This is a genomic window from Pseudofrankia sp. DC12 (assembly GCF_000966285.1).
Classification (GTDB): domain Bacteria; phylum Actinomycetota; class Actinomycetes; order Frankiales; family Frankiaceae; genus Pseudofrankia.
This window is the reverse complement of the sequence record NZ_KQ031391.1, coordinates 2,248,776-2,265,031: the sequence shown is the minus strand read 5'-3', so window position 1 is coordinate 2,265,031 and position 16,256 is coordinate 2,248,776. Positions and strand designations below refer to the sequence as shown.

14 protein-coding genes are annotated in these 16,256 nt (G+C 72.7%); 11 read left to right on the top strand and 3 right to left on the bottom strand.

What is annotated here, in order from left to right; translation table 11 throughout:
* The first annotated feature begins 23 nt into the window (after positions 1 to 23).
* Both ychF and FRADC12_RS09145 read left to right on the top strand, forming a co-directional pair.
* Complete coding sequence (gene ychF, locus FRADC12_RS09150) at positions 24 to 1,100, top strand: redox-regulated ATPase YchF (protein ID WP_045876344.1); 1,077 nt, start codon at positions 24 to 26, stop codon at positions 1,098 to 1,100.
* Between the two features lie 255 nt (positions 1,101 to 1,355).
* The gene (locus FRADC12_RS09145) at positions 1,356 to 2,339 is read left to right on the top strand and encodes a glycosyltransferase family 2 protein (protein ID WP_045876343.1); all 984 of its coding nucleotides are present in this window, start codon (positions 1,356 to 1,358) and stop codon (positions 2,337 to 2,339) included.
* A 63-nt stretch (positions 2,340 to 2,402) separates the two neighbouring features.
* On the opposite strand, the gene FRADC12_RS09140 is transcribed toward FRADC12_RS09145, so the two are convergent.
* On the bottom strand, positions 2,403 to 3,776 hold the full coding sequence (locus tag FRADC12_RS09140) for a heparan-alpha-glucosaminide N-acetyltransferase domain-containing protein (RefSeq protein ID WP_084010534.1): 1,374 nt from the start codon (positions 3,774 to 3,776) through the stop codon (positions 2,403 to 2,405).
* Between the two features lie 318 nt (positions 3,777 to 4,094).
* Between FRADC12_RS09140 and FRADC12_RS09135 the strand changes: the two genes are divergently transcribed.
* From FRADC12_RS09135 to FRADC12_RS09115, 5 genes are all read left to right on the top strand, one after another.
* The gene (locus FRADC12_RS09135; RefSeq protein ID WP_045879301.1) at positions 4,095 to 4,499 is read left to right on the top strand and encodes a (deoxy)nucleoside triphosphate pyrophosphohydrolase; all 405 of its coding nucleotides are present in this window, start codon (positions 4,095 to 4,097) and stop codon (positions 4,497 to 4,499) included.
* Between the two features lie 392 nt (positions 4,500 to 4,891).
* Entirely contained in the window at positions 4,892 to 6,757 is a 1,866-nt protein-coding gene (typA, locus tag FRADC12_RS09130) for a translational GTPase TypA (RefSeq protein WP_045879300.1), read from the top strand.
* Between the two features lie 398 nt (positions 6,758 to 7,155).
* On the top strand, positions 7,156 to 8,202 hold the full coding sequence (gene galE / locus FRADC12_RS09125; protein ID WP_198152835.1) for a UDP-glucose 4-epimerase GalE: 1,047 nt from the start codon (positions 7,156 to 7,158) through the stop codon (positions 8,200 to 8,202).
* Between the two features lie 301 nt (positions 8,203 to 8,503).
* Positions 8,504 to 9,382: an N-acetyl-1-D-myo-inositol-2-amino-2-deoxy-alpha-D-glucopyranoside deacetylase gene (gene mshB, locus FRADC12_RS09120; RefSeq protein ID WP_045879299.1), complete on the top strand. Its 879-nt coding sequence runs from the start codon at positions 8,504 to 8,506 to the stop codon at positions 9,380 to 9,382.
* A 155-nt stretch (positions 9,383 to 9,537) separates the two neighbouring features.
* On the top strand, positions 9,538 to 10,077 hold the full coding sequence (locus FRADC12_RS09115) for a DUF6113 family protein (protein ID WP_045876341.1): 540 nt from the start codon (positions 9,538 to 9,540) through the stop codon (positions 10,075 to 10,077).
* 212 nt (positions 10,078 to 10,289) lie between these two features.
* On the opposite strand, the gene FRADC12_RS09110 is transcribed toward FRADC12_RS09115, so the two are convergent.
* Positions 10,290 to 11,156 (bottom strand): transglutaminase family protein, encoded by an 867-nt coding sequence (locus tag FRADC12_RS09110; RefSeq protein ID WP_045876340.1) that lies wholly within the window; start codon positions 11,154 to 11,156, stop codon positions 10,290 to 10,292.
* Complete coding sequence (locus FRADC12_RS09105; protein WP_052710775.1) at positions 11,156 to 11,425, bottom strand: putative acetyltransferase; 270 nt, start codon at positions 11,423 to 11,425, stop codon at positions 11,156 to 11,158. Before FRADC12_RS09105 ends, FRADC12_RS09110 begins: the two co-directional genes overlap by 1 nt.
* Before the next feature lie 87 nt (positions 11,426 to 11,512).
* On the opposite strand from FRADC12_RS09105, the gene fdxA reads away from it, so the two are divergent.
* From fdxA to dapE, 4 genes are all read left to right on the top strand, one after another.
* Positions 11,513 to 11,836, top strand: coding sequence for a ferredoxin (fdxA, locus tag FRADC12_RS09100; RefSeq protein ID WP_045876339.1), 324 nt, complete (start codon positions 11,513 to 11,515; stop codon positions 11,834 to 11,836).
* A gap of 124 nt (positions 11,837 to 11,960) precedes the next feature.
* Positions 11,961 to 13,535, top strand: coding sequence for a succinyldiaminopimelate transaminase (dapC, locus tag FRADC12_RS09095; protein WP_045876338.1), 1,575 nt, complete (start codon positions 11,961 to 11,963; stop codon positions 13,533 to 13,535).
* A gap of 714 nt (positions 13,536 to 14,249) precedes the next feature.
* Positions 14,250 to 15,086, top strand: a complete 837-nt coding sequence (locus FRADC12_RS09090; RefSeq protein ID WP_045876337.1) for a 2,3,4,5-tetrahydropyridine-2,6-dicarboxylate N-succinyltransferase — start codon at positions 14,250 to 14,252, stop codon at positions 15,084 to 15,086.
* 29 nt (positions 15,087 to 15,115) lie between these two features.
* On the top strand, positions 15,116 to 16,183 hold the full coding sequence (gene dapE / locus FRADC12_RS09085) for a succinyl-diaminopimelate desuccinylase (RefSeq protein ID WP_045876336.1): 1,068 nt from the start codon (positions 15,116 to 15,118) through the stop codon (positions 16,181 to 16,183).
* Positions 16,184 to 16,256: the final 73 nt, after the last annotated feature.

Sequence of the window (16,256 nt, the reverse complement as noted above, 5' to 3'; positions counted from 1 at the left end):
CCCCGAGCCCTAGACTCAGGGCCATGGGTCTGTCGATCGGCATCGTCGGGCTGCCCAACGTCGGTAAGTCGACGCTGTTCAATGCGTTGACCAGGAACGACGTGGTGGCGGCCAACTATCCCTTCGCGACGATCGAGCCCAATGTCGGCGTCGTCGGAGTGCCGGACTCGCGCCTTGCCGCGCTGGCCAAGCTGTACGGCGACCCGCGGGTGGTGCCGGCGACGGTGAGCTTCGTCGACATCGCGGGCCTGGTGCGCGGCGCGGCCGAGGGGCAGGGGCTGGGCAACAAGTTCCTGGCCAACATCCGCGAGTCGGACGCGGTGTGCCAGGTGGTCCGGGTGTTCTCCGACCCGGACGTCGTGCACGTCGAGGGCCGGGTCGACCCTGCCGACGACATCGCCACGATCAACACGGAGCTGATCCTCGCCGACCTGCAGACCGTCGACAACCGGCTGCCCCGCCTGGCCAAGGAGGCCAGGATGGACAAGTCCAAGCAGGCATTGCTGAGCGCCGTCGAGGCCGCGCGCGAGGTCCTCGATGCGGGCCGGCCGCTGTCGTCCGAGCCGAAGATCGACCTGGTGGCGCTGCGTGAGCTGTTCCTGCTGACGGCCAAGCCCTTCCTCTACGTGTTCAACGTCGATGAGGACGTCCTGTCCGACGACGCGCGGTGCAAGGAGCTGACCGGGCTCGTCGCCCCGGCCGACGCGGTCGTGCTGTGCGCCAAGGTCGAGGCCGAGCTGGCGGAGCTGCCCGAGGAGGACGCCGCGGAGCTGCTCGCCTCGCTCGGCCAGACCGAGAGCGGCCTCGCGGCGTTGGCCAGGATCGGCTTCCACACCCTTGGCCTGCAGACCTACCTCACCGCCGGCCCGAAGGAAGCGCGTGCCTGGACCATCCGGAAGGGCGACACGGCGCCCGAGGCTGCCGGAGTGATCCACACCGACTTCCAGCGCGGCTTCATCAAGGCGGAGATCGTCTCGTTCGACGACCTGATCGCCGCGGGCTCCATCGCCTCCGCCCGCGCCGCGGGCAAGGTCCGGATGGAGGGCAAGGACTACGTCATGGCCGATGGCGACGTCGTCGACTTCAGGTTCAACGTCTGACCCTCCCCGGCAGCGGGCGGCCCGGGCGGCGACAAGCGGCCCGGCCGGGCCACGGGGGCGTGGCGTAATCTTCCGCTACTGCCGGGTTGCCTGGTTCGCCGCGCGTCACGGACGTCGGCGTCCTCAGGCCGGGCTCCCCTCGGGTGGGCCTGCGAGCATCGCCGCGGTGTCGGCCACAGGGCCGCACCCGGGCGGCGGGTTGCATCTCGCGGCTGGTCCGGACCGAGTCGGCGCGCAGCGAGCGGAGGAGGCCGTGTGAGCACGGTGAGTGTTGTCGTCTGTAGTCACCTGGTCTCGCGTTTCCCGCTGCTGGTGGCGGCGCTGGCGTCGCTGCGGGTGCAGACCTACAAGCCCGCCCAGGTGGTTGTGGTTGTCGACGGCGACGACGATCTGCTGAAGAAGCTCTATGACCGCGACGGTGACGAGCTGATCCTGTCGACCGGTGGTCGCACGGGTCTGTCGAATGCCCGGAACACGGGGCTGAAGGCGGTCACGACGGATCTCGTGGCCTTTCTGGATGATGACGCGACGGCGGAGCCCACCTGGCTGGAGTCCCTGGTAGCAGCGGTGGAGGACTCCCCGGATGTGCTGGGGGTCGGCGGCCGGACGCTGCCGGCCTGGGAGTATCGGCAGCCGGCGTGGTTCCCGGATGAGCTGCTGTGGACCGTCGGGTGTAGCCACCGGGGCCTGCCGCGGTCTCGGCAGCCGGTCCGCAACGTGTTCGGCGGGTGCGCGTTGTTCCGGCGCGGGCTTTTCGACGAGGTCGGCGGTTTTGACGACCGCCTGGGGCGTAAGGCGAAGGGCGCTGCCGGGTGCGAGGAGACGGAGTTCTGCATTCGGGCGCAGCGGCTGCATCGAGGCGGCCGGTTTCTGTATGAGCCGGCGGCCGTGATCCATCATCGAGTGCCGCGGGAGCGGAGCTCGGTGATGTACGTCGTGCGTCGGTGCTGGGAGGAGGGGCGCTCGAAGGCGGTTCTCCGGATGATCACCCGTGATGGCGGCGGGCCGGTACGGGCGGGACGTCGGCGGTCGCCGCTGGGCCCCGAGCAGGACTTCCTGCTGCGCGTTCTCCCGGCTGGGGTGTTCGACGGGCTGCGGCTGGCGTTGCGCGGCCGGCCCGCGGCCGCTGGTCGGGCACTGCTGCTGGTCGTGGGCTCGGTCGCCACCGTTGTGAGCTTCGCCGCGGCGGCGCTCCCGCCGGCCGTCCGTGGCTCGGCCCTGGCAGCGCGGGGCCGGTAGCCGCGCACCATCGCGACCTGTCGGTCCGCGGACGGCCCGCCCAGACAGGTTGTCCGCGCGTGGTTACCCGGCCGTGTTGGCCACGCCGGGACTGGCCCCTCGTCCGGCGGCGGGGCGCGTGGCGACCCGGACGGCCGCGGCGACGGCGGCCTCGAGCGGGCCACGGCGGCGGGTCGCCCGCCAGGCGCTCGCGACGACGAGGGCCACCACGACCTGCAGGACGTAGGACCGGTTCGGGTCGGCCGGCAGCACGTCGGTGGCCAGCAGCGCCGCGTGCAGGGAGTACCAGGTCAGCGTCATCGAGCCGACCGCGGCGAGCGGCCAGAGCAGGATCCGGCCAGGCCGGCCGTCGGCGCCGAGCCGGGCGGCCAGCAGCGCCAGGCCCAGCAGCGCGATCGCCGTCCCGGTGGTGTGGGCCAGATCCAGCGGCGTCGTCGCGTGCGGCGACGAGACGGCGAGCCACCACCAGCTCTGGGTCGGTGTGCTCCCGTAGAGCCCGGCGGCGAGCAGCCGCACGGCCCCCGCTGGCGGCACCGGCCCGACCCCCGGAAGCACCGTGTCCGTGGCGAGAATCGCCGCCCGGCCGCCGAGCGGCCCGAGAAGGAGCCAGGACAGCGCCTTCGCCGTCAGCGCGGCCGCGGTGCCCCCCGCGATCAGCCACCCGGCGGTCCGGGCGGACCGCAGGTCGAGCCGGCCGACGAGCATCCCGACCGCCAGGTACCCGACCCACGCGAGCGCTGGGTAGTAGCCGGTCAGCAGCAGTGTCAGCGCGAGCCGCCCCGGCGTGGTCACGAGCGCGCCGAACGTGGGATTCGCCGTGATCGGCGCTGCCAGGTGCGGGCGGAGGAGCTGGCTCAGCCAGGGCTCGCCGGCCAGCGCGGCCACGGCGACGACGGCCAGGACCCAGTGGGGCGCCCGCAGCAGCGGCAGCGTGAGCAGGAAGAACACCGCGTAGTACACGAGGATCAGCGCGAGCGGCGTGCCGGTCTCACCCAGGACGAGCCCGATCAGCCCGATGCACAGCGCCCGCACCAGCGTCGCCAGGCGGGGCTGGGCGGCCCGAGCCGTCACGAGGGCGAGCGCCACTCCGGCGAGCACGGCGAACGCCGCTGCCGACCGTCCAGCCGCGATCCGGAACGCCCAGGTCAGGTGGCCGCCGGCGTCGAAGTCGGGCAGCACGTGCGTGGCGGCCATCCCGAGCAGTGCCGCGCCCCGCGCCGCGTCGACGCCGAAGATCCGGCCGGGCCGCGGCTGGGTTATCCAGACGACGGCCGGCGAGCCCGGCGTGGGAGCCGGCGCCGGCCGGGTGGTGCGCACGGGTGGCTCCCGTACCCCGGCGGCCGGAGGGAAGCCCTGCGCCGAGACCGCTGAGAGTGATGACCCGGGGAAGGACGGCTCGTCGGCCGCCGGTGCCGGCGGCTCCGGCACGTCGGGCATGGCCCCACCTTCTCACCGTCTGACCGCCCGCGACCAGCGTGGGCGCCGTCAGGTGAAAGGTCCCAGTTGAGACTGGGTGGCTATACCCAAGGCGGCCGCCTTCTGGGAAAGTCAAGAGTCATGGATCCCGAGCTGGGCGTGGGCGGCGCCGTCGGCGCCGACCGGGCGCTCGGTGGCACGCTCGGGTCCGGCGGTGCCGGCCGGCCCACCGCGGCCGGCGGTCGTTCGGGTGGACACCCAGGCGTCGCCCGTGCCGCGGGCTCGCGGGACACCGCCGGCGGCCGGGCGGCGGTCAGCTCGGCGTCGGGCCGGGGCCGGCTGGTGGTGGCGGTCGCGCTCGTCGACGAGGCCCGGCGCGTGCTGGCCGCCCGGCGTACGTCGCCACCCGCCTACGCCGGGATGTGGGAGTTCCCAGGCGGCAAGGTGGAGCCCGGCGAGGGCGAGCTGGACGCGCTGGCGCGGGAGTGCCGCGAGGAACTCGACGTCGAGATCGAGATCGGCTCGTTCCTCGGCCAGGCCGACCTGGCCAGTCCCGGCTGGCGGCTGCGCGTCTGGTTCGGCCGGGTCCAGGCCGGGACGCCCCGCGCGGTCGAGGGCGGTGAGCTGCGCTGGCTGTCCGTCGCGGAGCTGGACGACGTCTCCTGGCTGCCGGCGGATCTGCCGCTGGTCGAGGCGATGCGCGCCAGGCTGCTCGACCCTGCACCCCTGACGGCGGGCGACTGACGCCTACGGCGCGACACCGCCGGCGGAGGGCCTGTTGTTGAAATCTCGCTGGCGGACGGATGTCCAGGCTCTCGCGTCAGGTGAGCCCGCCGGGCGAGTCCGTACCATGGAACGAAAGCCCGAGTCGGTTCATGATCGTATGCGGTCGTCGATGCCGATGATCGAATGTCGATGATCGAATGTGGACGTCGCAGTTCCAGGCGTCCGGATTCTCATCGGTCGAGCCGCCCGGGCTGTCGGCACGCCTGGCTTGGCGCGTAACCGCGTCCCGTCACGTTGGACCCGGGCGTTCCAGCAGTCAAGCCCATCTCGGGGTCGAGCGCCCCCTGTCCGCCCCGGAGTCCGCCACCGTGCCCACCAGCACCGAGTCAACCACCACTGCCATCGAGACCGTGCCCACCACCGGCGAGGTTCGCAGCCGCGCCGACCGCCGCAACATCGCGATTATCGCGCACGTCGACCATGGGAAGACAACCCTCGTCGACGCGATGCTGCGCCAGTCCGGTGCCTTCAGTGCGCACGCGAGCGAGGACCTCACCGACCGGGTGATGGACTCGATGGACCTGGAGCGCGAGAAGGGCATCACCATTCTCGCGAAGAACACCGCGGTGCGCTTCGGCGACACGACCGTCAACATCATCGACACTCCCGGCCACGCCGACTTCGGCGGCGAGGTCGAGCGGGGCCTCGCGATGGTCGACGGCGTGCTGCTCCTGGTCGACGCGAGCGAGGGCCCGCTGCCGCAGACCCGGTTCGTGCTGCGCAAGGCGCTCGCCGCCCGGCTGCCGGTGATCCTCGTCATCAACAAGGTCGACCGGTCCGACGCCCGGATCGCCGAGGTCGTCGACGAGACCTACGAGCTCTTCCTGGACCTCGACGCGGACGAGGACCAGATCGACTTCCCGATCGCGTACTGCAACGCCAAGCTCGGCCGCGCGTCGATGACCCGTCCGAACGACGGCGACAGCCCGGACTCGCCGGGCCTCAAGCCGCTGTTCGACCTGCTGATGGAGACGATCCCGGCGCCGACGTACACCGAGGGCGCGCCGCTGCAGGCCCTGGTCACCAACCTCGACGCGTCGCCCTACCTGGGCCGGCTCGCGCTGTGCCGGGTACACAACGGCACGATCCGCCGTGGCCAGCAGGTCATGCTCTGCCGCGCCGACGGCACCCAGGAGCGGGTGAAGGTCAGCGAGCTGCTGGTCACCCAGGCACTCGACCGGGCCCCCGCCGAGTCAGCCGGCCCCGGCGACATCATCGCCATCGCCGGCATCCCGGACATCACCATCGGCGAGACGCTCGCCGACCCGGAGGACCCGCGCCCGCTGCCGGTCATCACCGTCGACGAGCCCTCGATCAGCATGACCATCGGTGTCAACACCTCGCCGCTGGCCGGCAAGTCGGGCAAGAAGCTCACGGCTCGCCTGGTGAAGGCCCGCCTGGAGGCGGAGCTGGTCGGCAACGTGTCGATCCGGGTGCTGCCGACCGAGCGGCCGGACACCTGGGAGGTCCAGGGCCGTGGCGAGCTGCAGCTGGCCGTCCTGGTCGAGCTGATGCGCCGGGAGGACTTCGAGCTCACCGTCGGCAAGCCGCAGGTCGTCACCCGGGAGATCGACGGCAGGCTGCACGAGCCGGTCGAGCGCCTCACGATCGACGCGCCCGAGGAGTTCCTCGGCACGCTGACCCAGCTGCTCGCGGTCCGCAAGGGCCGGGTCGAGCAGATGATCAACCATGGCACCGGCTGGATCCGGCTGGAGTACCTGGTGCCGGCGCGTGGCCTGATCGGCTTCCGGACCGAGTTCCTCACCGAGACCCGCGGCACCGGCCTGCTGCACCACGTCTTCGAGGGCTACGAGCCCTGGTTCGGCGAGCTGCGCACCCGGGCCACCGGCTCGATGGTGGCCGACCGGTCCGGGCCGACGACCGCCTACGCCCTGTTCAACCTGCAGGAGCGCGGCACGATGTTCGTCCCGCCGATGATCGACGTCTACGAGGGCATGATCGTCGGTGAGAACTCCCGGGCGGACGACATGGACGTCAACCCGACCAAGGAGAAGAAGCTCACCAACATGCGCTCCTCGACCGGCGACGAACTGGTCCGGCTGACCCCGCACCGCCAGCTCACGCTGGAGCAGGCGCTGGAGTTCTGCCGCGAGGACGAGTGTGTCGAGGTGACCCCGGCCACGGTCCGGATCCGCAAGGTCGCGCTCCTGGCGGCCGACCGCGAGAAGCTGCGCGCCCGCCGCCGCTTCAGCTGAGTTTCTGGTTCGCTCCGTATTGCTGGTTCGCTCCGTCCGGGCGCGGCGCTGCGGCCCCTCACTCGCTTCGCTCCCGAGGGACCTCCGTGCCGCGTCCTCCTCCGCTCACGGGCGCTGCGGCGACCTGCGCTGCGGCCCAACCCCTTTCGCTTCGCTCGGGGGACGGGCCTCCGCGCAGGCGCGCCTCTGCGTCGTTGTGGGCGCGGCTCGCCTTTGCGGCCCACGCCGACGCAGGCGCGCCTGCGCGCCGTTGTGGGCGGGGGGCGGCCTCAAGCATTTCTGCGGGCCCGCCGTACCCGGGGCCGTGACTGGGCCGGGCGGGTCGGTACCGTCAGGGCCGGGCAGAAGCGCGCATCCGGGGCGCGGAGGCGCCGCCGGACCGACGAGACGGGTGGGCTGTGTCAGCTGCGGACACGACGGTGCTGGTGACGGGGGCGGCGGGGTTCATCGGCTCGCACACCTGCGTCGAGTTGCTGGCGGCCGGCCACCGGGTCGTCGGCGTGGACAACTTCTCGAACAGCTCTCCGCGTGCGGTCGAGCGAATCCGGGCGGTCGCCGGCGAGGCCGGCGCGAACCTGGAGTTCGTCGAGCTCGACCTCCTCGACGTCGCCGCGCTCGGCAAACTGCTCGCGGCGACGCCGTTCGACTCGGTCATCCACTTCGCGGCCCGCAAGGCCGTCGGCGAGTCCGTGGCGATGCCGGTCGAGTACTACGACACCAACCTCAACGCGACGCTGCGTCTCGTCGAGGCGCTGCGCGAGCACGGCCCACGCAAGCTGATCTTCTCCTCGTCCTGCTCGATCCACGGTGACGTCGACGTCCTGCCGATCCGGGAGGACGCGCCGGCCCGCCCGACGAACCCCTACTCGCGCACCAAGTGGATGTGCGAGCAGATCCTCGCGGACGTCTGCGCCGCCCAGCCCGGCTGGCACGTCATCGCGCTGCGCTACTTCAACCCGGTCGGCGCCCACCCGTCGGGCCTGCTCGGTGAGGACCCGCGCGGCATCCCGAACAACCTGATGCCCTACCTGCAGCAGGTCGCGGTCGGGCGCCGTGAGTACCTGTCGGTCTTCGGCGACGACTACCCGACCGCCGACGGCACCGGCGTCCGTGACTACATCCACGTCGTCGACCTCGCCGAGGGCCACCGGGCCGCGCTGGAGCACCTCGACGACGAGGCCGGCTACCGCGTCGTCAACCTGGGCACCGGGGTGGGCACGTCGGTCCGCGAGCTGCTGACCGCGTTCGGCGCCGCCTGCGGCCGTGAGCTGCCCTACCGGGTGGTCGCGCGGCGCGATGGCGACGTCGCGGCGCTCTACGCCGATCCGGCGTACGCGGCCGAGACGCTCGGCTGGCGGGCCAGCAGGGGCCTGACCGAGATGTGCCGCGACGCCTGGGAGTTCCAGCGGCGCAACCCGGGCGGCTACGACGGGGCGGCCGCGTGAGCGCGAGCGGGGTACCCGGGCACGCGGAGCGTGTCCGGGGAGCGATGAGCTCGCGGAGTGGACGTCCGAGGCGGACCTTCCAGATCGCGGACCTGCCGGATCGACACCGCCGATCCGGCAGGCACCCTGTCGTCGATCCGGCAGGAACCCCGGAGGACGACCGCGAGCCGGGGTCCCCGTCCGGCGCGGATGCGGAGGAGGGGGAGCGATGAGTGAAGCGACGGAGCGAACCCGGGATGCAGTGAGCGCAGCCGGCGAGCCCGGCCCCACCGACCTCGCCCGGGCCGCGTCGCGCCGGGTGATGTTCGTGCATGCCCACCCGGACGACGAGATCATCGCCACCGGGATCTCCATCGCCCACTACGCGGCCACCCCGGACACCCGCGTCACGCTGGTCACCTGCACGCTCGGTGAGCTGGGCGAGGTGCTCGTCCCGGAGCTGGAGCACCTGCGCAGCGACCTCGGCGACCAGCTCGGCGGCTACCGGATGTCCGAGCTGGCCGCGGCCTGCGCGGCCCTGGGCCTCGAAGACCAGCGGTACCTCGGCGGCCCCGCCCGGTTCCGGGACAGCGGCATGATGGGCACCGCCGGCAACGACGACCCGCGTTCCTTCTGGCAGGCCGACCTCACCGAGGCCACCGCCGAGCTCGTCCGAATCGTCCGCGACGTCCGGCCGCAGGTGCTGGTCAGCTACGACTCCAATGGCGCCTACGGCCACCCGGACCACATCCGTGCGCACCAGATCACCGTCGGGGCGTTCACCGCGGCCGCGGACCCGGACTTCGCACCGGAGGCCGGCGCGCCCTGGGCGCCGTCGAAGCTGTACGAGACGGCGCTGCCGAAGTCGTTCGTCCAGCGCGCCGTGGAGCGGTTCTCGGACGTCGAGGGAACCCCGTTCCACGGCGCGACCAGCGCCGACGACGTCCCGATGGGCGTGCCCGACGAGACCATCACGACCCGGATCGAGGCGCCCGAGTACCTGGACGCGAAGCTCGCCGCGTTGCGGGCCCATCGCACCCAGATCGCCGTCGACGGGTTCTTCTTCGCCCTCGCCGACGGGGTCGGCCAGCCGGCGTTCACCGTCGACCACTATGTCCTGACCCGGGGCGAGGCCGTACCCACGACCGGGCCGGACGGCACCGCGCACGAGACGGACCTCTTCGCCGGCCTCGATCTCTGACACCCCGGCGGGGGCCCGATGGTGGTGATCTCATCGCGGCCCCCGAGCCGGCTGCCCAGGGGCCGGGACCCCGTGCGGTGCCTGGGCTGCCGCCCGGGCAACCGCTGTGCCACCGTCCCTGGCGGGCCGGTCCGGCGGCTGGCTACTGTCGAGGTATGCCTCGCCCCAGCACAGGTCCGCGCTCGCCCGCACCCGGCGGGCCGGACGCGGGCGCCGCCGGCGCGCGGCCGCGGGACTCGATCGCGGCCCGGGTGACGGGGCTGGGCTCGACCGACCGGTGGCCGGCCAACCCGCCGCGGCTCTTTCTCGTCGCCGCCTACGCGCTGGGGCTCGTCCTCGGCTTCGTCCTCGGCCTCTACGGCGTCGTCTGGGTGCCGGAGGGGCCGCGGCTGGGGGGCGTCTTCCTGTCGGCTGGCCTGCTGCTCGCGCTGGTGGGCAACACGGCCGTCCCACTGATGGTGCGCTGGCTGACCGGGACCCGCCTGGGCGCGCTCGTGGTGCTGGTCGGCTGGGCCCCGGTCGTCCTCGCCCTCGGCTCGTCCCGTCCGGAGGGTGACCTGATGTTGCGGGCCACCACCACCGGCTACCTGTTCCTCGCCCTCGGCGCCCTCGCGCCCGTCACCGTGGCCGTGGTCGGCCCCGCCAGGCGCGGCATGACGGCCTTCACGCTGCCGCCCCCCGGCTCGCACCGGTAGCGTCGCCCAGCGCCGGCGTCGGCTGGCCGTGGACGCGAGCAAGGCGGCGGCCCTGGAACGGGGCTGGCCCGTATTTGGCTGCCGCGATACGTCGTGCGGGAGGGCGCTCTGGCGCCCGAACCGAGCGTCTGAAACACCTCCGTGCTCCACCCACCCCCCGAACCAGGCGGGGCGGTCGCAGGGCGCTCAGCGCCCGGTTCCGGCCGACCGCCTCAATTGAGCCGGGAGCGGGCCGAGCGGGCGGCGGCGCGGGCCGCCGCGGCCGCCGTCGGCTCGGCGGCGTCCACCGCCTCGGCGAAGGTGGCCAGGTCGCGGGCGCCGCCGAGGTAGTCACCCCGACGGATGCGCAGCTCGCCGCGCTCGCGGCGCAGGCTCGCGGGATGGTGTGGCAGCAGCAGGGACAGCTCGACTGCCCACAGCCGGGTCGACGTCGAGTCCGCGCGGGCCGCCAGGACGCGGATGTTGCCCAACACCCGGGCGAGCAGGTCTTCCCGGTTCATCGGGGCGAGCTGGGCGCGGCTGAACGGCACGCCGGCGGCCCGTACCCGGGCGGCCGCGTCGTGGACCGTGATCCGCCGGCCCCCGGCGAACGGGTCGACCAGCACGTTGTCGCGCGGCGTTCCGATCGCCACGACCATGTGGCCCGGCAGCCCGACCGGGTAGGCCGGCACTCCGAGCCTGGCGGCCACCTCCAGCCAGATGACCGACAGGATGATCGGCAGGCCGTGCCGGCGGCGCAGCACCTCCGGCAGCAGCGACGAGCGCAGGTCGTCGTAGTCGCCCTGAAGGCCCGAGTACCCGCCGCGCAGCCCGAGCGACTCGTGCAGCGCCTCGGCGGCGTCCAGCGGCTCCGACGTGGCCTTCGTGTCCCCGGCCTGGCTGCCGGCCGCGCGGGCCCGGGAGACCTTGGCCGCGAGCACCGGGCGGGCCTCGTCGGTGAGCCGGTCGAGGGCACCGAGGACGTCGGCGGTCTCGGCCTCCGGGTCGGCCTCGGTGGCGATCAGCTGGCAGGCGAGGGCGAGGTCGATGGGAGTCCTTCTGACGACATCGGTGAAGCGGGCTCGGCTGCGGGCGCTCATCAATGGACCTCCAGACCGGTGTCCTCCGGGTCCGGCGGGCCGGGCACCGGCCGGCGCCGGTCAGGCCGCGGTGGGACGACCTTGGCCGCGACGAGATCGCCCTCGGTGACGCTGGTGACCTCGCCATTCGCGTCGACGACCGTGAGCACCCCGGCTGTCCATGACTGGAGGGTTCCGATAACGTCCGTCAGCGGCACCGGTCCCGCGATGCGGCGCCGGATCACGACCCGCGCGCCGACGTCGGCCAGAGTGATGCGGACGACATACACGACCAGCGAACGCCCTTGCTGTCGACACGGAACGGTCGAGGTCGATACTAAGGAATCAGTCGCCCGTGAGCCGAGGAGGAACATCCGGTGACCTACGTCATCGCCGAGCCCTGTGTCGATGTTAAGGACAGGGCTTGCATCGAGGAGTGCCCGGTCGACTGCATCTACGAAGGCGGACGGATGCTCTACATCCAGCCTGACGAGTGCGTCGACTGCGGTGCGTGTGAGCCGGTCTGCCCGGTTGAGGCCATCTACTACGAAGACGATGTGCCCGAGCAGTGGAAGCCGTACACCGACACGAACGCGAGCTTCTTCGAGGAGCTCGGGTCGCCCGGTGGCGCTTCGAAGGTCGGCGCGCTTGACTACGACCCGCCGACGGTTGCGGCGCTGGCCCCCCAGGGCGAGCACTGAGCGCAGGAGGCAGCGAGCGTAGGTCCCGTCGGCGGGGTCCCTGCCGGATCGGCGAAGCCGATCTGGGAGGTCCGGAAGCGAGGACGGGGCCGCTGCTCGTTGCCGACGCAGCGAAGGCGCGGCATTGAGCGGCCCCACCGGCGTACCGCGTCCGACCCGAACGGGCGGCCGGGCCAAGGTCCGGCTGCCTGACTTTCCCTGGGACACGCTGGCCCAGTACAGGCAGAAGGCCAGCCAGCACCCGTACGGCCTGGTGGACCTGTCCGTCGGTACCCCGGTAGACCCGGTGCCGGCTGTCATCCAGCGTGCCCTGGCCGCCGCCGCGGACTCGCCCGGCTACCCCCAGGTCTGGGGCACGCCGCAGCTACGGGACGCGGCGGCCGGATGGATGGCCCGGCGGCTCGGCGTCCGCGTCGACCCGTCAGCGGTGCTGCCCGTGGTCGGGACCAAGGAGCTCGTCGCTCAGCTGCCGACCCAGCTTGGCCTCGGCCCGGGCGACCGGGTCTGGGTGCCGACCCCGGCGTACCCGACGTATGAGGTCGGCGCGTTGCTCGCCCACTGCGAGCCGGTCTACGGGCCGGCGGACGGGGTCGCGCTGGTCTGGTTGAACTCCCCGTCCAACCCGACCGGCCGCTGCATGAGCGTCGAGGAGATGCGGGCGGTCGTCCGCTGGGCCAGGGACCGCGGGGTGATCGTCGCGAGCGACGAGTGCTACATCGAGCTCGGCTGGGAGAACCGGGCCGTCTCGGTGCTGCACCCGGACGTCTGCGGCGGCTCGCACGAGGGCCTGCTGGCGGTGCACTCGCTGTCGAAGCGGTCGAACCTGGCCGGCTACCGCGCCGGGTTCGTCGCCGGCGACCCGGTGCTGGCCCGGGAGCTGCTCGAGCTGCGCAAGCACGCGGGCTTCATGCTGCCCGGCCCGGTCCAGGCCGCCATGACGGCTGGTCTCGCCGACGACATGCACGTCGCCGACCAGCGGGCCAGGTACGTCAACCGCCGCACGGTGCTGGCGGCGGCGCTGACCGTCGCCGGGTTCACGATCGAGCACAGCGAGGCCGGCCTGTACCTGTGGGCCACTCGCGGCGAGGACGCGTGGGCGACGGTGGACGCGCTGGCGAGCGTCGGCGTGCTGGTCGCGCCGGGCACGTTCTACGGCGAGGCCGGCCGGCTGCATGTGCGGGTCGCGCTGACGGCTCCGGACGCCCACGTGGCCACGGTGCCGGAACGCATGGCCATGCTGCCGCCGCCACGATCGGCCGCGCCGGCCACCGGCCCGCGCACCGGTGGGTACGCCTATCCGCCAGCCGGGCAGGCACCGCCGACCGGGCCTGTGCGTATCACCGGCCCGGGAGGCGGCGCACCGGGCGGCCACCAGCCGCCAGCACCCGGCCGCGGGGCCGCCGGCCAGGGGCGACCCGGGTACGGGCAGCCACGGCCAGGTGCCGGACCGCCAGGCTACGGCCAGCCCGACCACGGTCAGGCTGGCTACGGCCAGCCCGACCATGGACAGCTCGGCCACGGTGAAGGTGGCTATGGCCAGCCGGACCATGGACAGCCCGGCTACGGCCAGCGGGCGCCCGGCCAGCCCGGCCCTGCCCGCCTGGGCGCGGACCGGCAGGGGGTCTTCGACACCTTCGCAGGTCTCGCGGACACCTACGGCGGCCCGGACGAGCAGGACGGGCCAGCCGACCTGAGGTGATCATCCGGCCCAGGGCCAGGAGGACTGGACCTGGGCCGGCCGGGGTCTAGGCCTGTTCTCCGCACGTGCACCCTATGGTCAGGGCGAGTGATCTCTTGTCGGCCCACCGTCCGACTGTCGGGCTTCCGGAGGGTGAAATCTGACGGGATTCAACTCGTTCGATCACAGCGGGTGCGGGTTGTCGATGCGAGCCCCACTTCATGATTGAAAATGGCCTCGGTCGGGGCATCGAAACCCCATGTGCGGAAGACAGGTCTAGTTAGCAATCGCCCGTCTCGGGGTACCGGCCGCCTGGCCAGCGTGTCAATCCTGCGGGGGCCGGTGGTCCGCGCACCGCGCCCCCGTTTCCCCTGCGCAATTGGCGATCATCGCGCTCTGGCGCCGCCGGGATTCTTCATGATCGCCAGTTGGGTCTGGGAAATTGACGTTCCATGCCCAGTTTGTCGTATTTGTCCCAGCGCAATTGGCGATCACCGGCCGTCGCCCACAGCTGGACTGACCGAAGATCGCCAGATGGGTCGGCGGGTCGGCGTCTTTGACCGTCGGGCGCCCGACTGACTGCCCGCCCACCGCGGGAGCGGCCGCCAGGGCGCCCCAGCGGCCGAGGCGTTCCGTAGTGCGGGTGATCTCTGCGTTCCGTGGTGCGGGTGATCTCCGAGCCCCGATTGGCCTCGGTTTTCCGGGGTGGTGGCGGGCTCGGCTAGGGTCGGGCTGGTGAGCACTTCATCCTTCGTCTCTCCGCTGGACTCGGGTATCGACGAGCTCTGGGCGCGCCGGGCGGACATCACCCCGGCCGACGCGGATGCCCGCAAGGCCGTCGTCGCGGCTGTCGACGCCATTGACGCCGGCGAGGCCAGGGTCGCGTTCGTCGCCGCCGACGGCCCGGTCGTCGTCGACGAGCGGGCCAAGCACGCGATCCTGCTGTCCTTCAAGGTTCTGCCCATGGGCGAGTCCAACGCCGGCGACTTTCACTACAACGACCGGATGCCACTGAAGACCCGGTTCGACGGCGTCCGCGTCGTCCCCGGCGCGATCGTCCGCTGGGGCGCCCACATCGCCCCCGGCGCCGTGCTCATGCCGAGCTACACCAACATCGGCGGCTTCGTGGACTCCGGCACGCTGGTCGACACCTGGGCCACGGTTGGCTCGTGCGCCCAGGTCGGCAAGAACGTCCACCTGTCCGGTGGCGTCGGCCTCGGCGGCGTTCTGGAGCCGCCGAACGCGGTCCCGGTCATCGTCGAGGACGACGCCTTCATCGGCAGCCGGTGCATGGTCGTCGAGGGCGCCCGGGTCCGCCGCGGTGCCAAGCTCGGCGCGGGCGCGATCGTGACCGCCTCGACCCATGTGTTCGACGCGACCACCGGCGAGGAGTACCCACGCGGCGAGATCCCGGAGCGGGCCGTCGCCGTCGGGTCGAGCCGGGTGAAGCGCTTCCCCGGTGGTGAGTTCTCGATGCCGTGCATCCTCGTGCTGCGCACCCTGGCCGAAGGCGAGGTCCACGACAAGCTGGCCCTGAACGACGTCCTGCGCGAACACGGCGTCGCCACCTGAGCCTGCGGCCAGGCTCGTAGGGTGCTGGCATGGGACTTGATGTCGCGGCGCCGGCGGGGGAGCTGACCGCGGCGCTGGTGGACTTCGCGTCGGTCAGTGGCTCCGAGGGGCCGCTGGCCGACGCGGTCGAGAAGGCGCTCCAGGCGCTGCCGCGGCTGGTGGTGGACCGGGACGGCGACGCGGTGGTCGCGCGCACGAGCCTCGGCCGTCCCACCCGGGTCGTGCTCGCCGGCCATCTCGACACCGTGCCGATCGCGGACAACGTGCCGTCCCGCCGCGATGGCGACCGGCTCTACGGCTGCGGCACGTCCGACATGAAGTCCGGCGTCGCCGTCATGCTGCGCCTCGCCGCCACGGTGCCAGCCGAGGCGCTCGCGCATGACCTGACCTGGGTGTTCTACGACAACGAGGAGGTCGACGCCGCTCGCAACGGGCTGCGTCGGCTCGCCGAGCGGCACCGGGACTGGCTGGACGGCGACCTCGCTGTCCTGATGGAGCCGACCGGCGGCGAGATCGAGGCCGGCTGCCAGGGAACGTTGCGGGTGATCGCCACACTGCCCGGCCAGCGCGCCCATTCGGCCCGCTCCTGGCTCGGGGACAACGCCATCCACCGGGCCGGCGAGCTGCTCACCCGGCTCGCGGCCTACCAGCCGCGCACGGTCGAGATCGACGGCTGCGCGTACCGCGAGGGCCTCTCCGCCGTGCGGGTCGCCGGGGGCGTCGCGGGCAACGTGATCCCGGACCGGTGCGAGGTGACGATCAACTTCCGGTTCGCCCCGGACCGGGACGTGCCGGGCGCCCTAGCCCATGTCCAGGAGGTGCTCGCGGGCTACGAGCTGGAGCTCACCGACAACTCGGGCGGCGCCCTGCCCGGCCTGTCGGCCCCGGCCGCCGCGGCGTTCGTCGCGGCCACCGGACGCCGGCCGCGGGCCAAGTACGGCTGGACCGACGTCGCCCGGTTCGCGGCCCTCGGCATCCCGGCGCTCAACTACGGCCCGGGCGACCCGAACCTCGCCCACACCCGGGACGAGTACGTCGAGCTGCCTCTGGTCGAAGAGGCCGAGCGCGTTCTGCGGGCATATCTCACTGTCGGGTAATGGCAGCGTACCTCTAGTAATCATGGATGGGATTCGTCACAGCGCGTCGGCGCCGTCCGCTTCTGCTGACGGA